The 2,824-nt window shown below is 70.0% G+C and carries 2 protein-coding genes; one reads left to right on the top strand and one right to left on the bottom strand.

What is annotated here, in order from left to right:
• Window positions 1-424 precede the first annotated feature (424 nt).
• On the bottom strand, window positions 425-1,492 hold the full coding sequence (locus ABZV34_RS38210) for a beta-propeller fold lactonase family protein (protein WP_356287532.1): 1,068 nt from the start codon (window positions 1,490-1,492) through the stop codon (window positions 425-427).
• Window positions 1,493-2,135: 643 nt separating this feature from the next.
• Between ABZV34_RS38210 and ABZV34_RS38205 the strand changes: the two genes are divergently transcribed.
• Window positions 2,136-2,824: replication-relaxation family protein (locus ABZV34_RS38205; RefSeq protein ID WP_356287529.1), on the top strand; the 689-nt coding region annotated here is incomplete at its 3' end.

Genomic DNA, 2,824 nt, shown 5'->3' with positions numbered 1-2,824 from the left:
AGCCTTACGCCGCGAAGGCGACCGCCCTTCACACTCACGGGCGACGCCCCGGCCGGGACCGACCCCGGACCGGGGCTACGCCCGTACCAGGCACGCCCTCGGGCTGCCGGGTGGGGCGTGTGCAGGGAGGCGCAGCCTGTAGGGCAGTTGGTTGCGCGGGGCCTGCGCAATCGGCGCGTATGGGTCGCGCAGTGCCGTGGTCGGTTCTGTGGTCGGGGTGCGGGCGGTGTGCGGCGGGCCTGGTGGTCCCGCATGCCGCGGCGTCGTCTGCTGAGGGGTGTGAGGGCGGGGGTTGGTGCAAAGGGTCGGCGGAGGCTTTGGGCGGCGGGCCGTGGTGTGGGGTTGCGTGGTCATGGGATGCCCCGGCGCTGGTGGTCCGGGGGTGGGCGGCCGGCGCCGGGGCGTTCGTGATGCGGGTGTGCGGTTATCGGGGTCCGGGGCGGTGGCCGTGGTTGGGCCGGTCGTGGCCTGGCTTTCCGTGACCCGGCTTGCCGTGGTCGGGCTTCCCGTGGCCCCGGGGCACGACCCCGATCGCCACCCCGAACGGGAGGTCGCCGACGGGGATGGTGGCGACGACGGTGTTGGTGGCGGTGTTGATCACGGACACTGTGTCGGCGTTGGCGTTGGTGACGTAGGCGCGGGTGCCGTTCGGCGACACCGCCACCTCTCGAGGCGCATCGCCGACGGGGATGGTGGCGACGACCGTGTTGGTGTGCGTGTTGATCACGGACACTGTGTCGCCGTCGGCGTTGATGACGTAGGCGCGGGTGCCGTTCCGCGACACCGCCACCCCCTGGGGCGCATCGCCGACGGGGATGGTGGCGACGACCGTGTTGGTGTGTGTGTTGATCACGGACACCGTGTCATCGCTGTAGTTGGTGACGTAGGCGCGGGTGCCGTTCGGCGACACCGCCACCCCGAACGGGAAGTTGCCGACGGGGATGGTGGCGACGACGGTGTTGGTGGCGGTGTTGATCACGGACACCGTGTTGGCGTCGGAATTGGTGATGTAGGTGCGGGTGCCGTTCGGCGACACTGCCACCCCGATGGGCGCATTGCCGACGGGGATGGTGGCGACGACCGTGTTGGTGTGTGTGTTGATCACGGACACCGTGTTGGCGCTGAAGTTGGTGACGTAGGCGCGGGTGCCGTTCCGCGACACCGCCACCCCCAGGGGCGCAGGGCCGACTGAGATGGTGGCGACGACCGTGTCGGTCGCGGTGTTGATCACGGACACCGTGTTATCGGCGCGGTTGGTGACGTAGGCGCGGGTGCCGTTCGGCGACACCGCCACTTCCCACGGCGCATCGCCGACGGGAACCGTGACCACCACCGTGTTCGTCGCGGTGTTGATCACCGACACCGTGTCATCGCTGAAGTTGGTGACGTAGGCGTAGGTGCCGGGCGGCACGGCCTGGGCGAGCTGCGGGGCCACCATGGGCAGGGCCAGGCCGGCCACCAGGACGAGACCTGCCGCCAGCGCCCGCGGCAACCCACCCCACGAGCGACGCACTCGAAGACCAGGCGGCGCCGACGACGGGAGGGCCTCCTGCGCGCCCACCCCCCTCACGGTTTGACAGATAGTCACAGCAATCCTCCCGATCGGGCTGACAGAACAGGACGTATTATGACGGTTCGTCATATTCGGTATGGCGGGGACGCGCGACCGCCCCGACCATGGGCCGGGGCGGTCGCCTGGACGTTCGTGCGCCCCACCGAGACCGCACCCGACGGTCCGGTGCCGCGACTGAACCAGAGGATCCGGGACACGGAGGCGGGCGACTGGACCCAGGCAGGGTGAGCACGACGGGCCGCGAGGGGCATCCTCCGCCGACAATCACTCGGCAGGGGGGATCGCTCAGGAATTCGTTGATCCGGCGCAGGGTGGCGCACCCACAACGCATACGCACATGCCGTACGTGCCTGACGATCCCTCGGATGCCCGTAAGGCATGTACGAAAACGGCCACTTGCCCTACATCCCTGCTGCCTCGCTGGCACCCGAGATAAGCGTGGCGGTGAGTGCGCAGTGGTGGTGCATACTGCCGGCCGGTCGTGGTCGGCCTGGCGTGGCCGGTCCGCGGCCTCGGGCGCCTGCCGGCGCCAGGGGCGGTGAGTTGGGGAGGAGTGTGTGGTGTGGGTGGTTCGTTGATGTATCCGTACGGGTCGACCGGCTTGGTGCGCGGGCATGTGCTTGCCGTGCTCGGTGTGCTGAAGGTGGCGAGTGCGGATCAGATCCGCAGGCTGACCTGTCCGGGACACAAGGACAGCAAGGGCGTATGCAACGCCCTCCTCGACCTGGCCAAGCACGGGCTGACGCTCTCCGAGGGAAGTGCCAGGACCGGGCAGAAGTTGTGGGGCCTGCCCCCGCTCGGTCTGACCGCCGCGGCTGAGGTCCTCGGACGTCCGGCCGCGGACATGGGCGGCACCGCGCGAGGTGCGGCCCGCTCGGGTGCCCCGCACGCGATGGCCGTCAACGAGAGCGTCATCGCCCTCACCGGCACCCAGCCCGTCCCCACCCGCCCCATTACCCGCACCACCCCAACCCCCGTCCCCGGTAAGTCCGCAGAGCCCGCCATGCATGTCGCACCGGCTGTCCCGGCGGGGTTTGGGTCGGTGGCGTCGTGGGCGACGGAGGTGGTGCATCGCCTGCCCGGCGTGAGCCGTACGCGTCCGTCGGTGCGTGCGGACGCGGTGCTGCGGGTTCCGGAGGCCGGACTGCCGGTTCTGCTGGTGGAGGTGGACCGGTGCACGGAAGCCGACGGCGTCCTGGCGGCCAAGTTCGCCCGCTACCGCGAGTTCTTTTACGTGAGAGTGAAGGACCA

The sequence above is a fragment of the Streptomyces sp. NPDC005195 genome (assembly GCF_040608315.1).
Classification (GTDB): Bacteria; Actinomycetota; Actinomycetes; order Streptomycetales; family Streptomycetaceae; genus Streptomyces; species Streptomyces kaempferi.
Note: the sequence above shows the minus strand (reverse complement) of the source record. Positions and strands in the feature narration are given on the sequence as shown.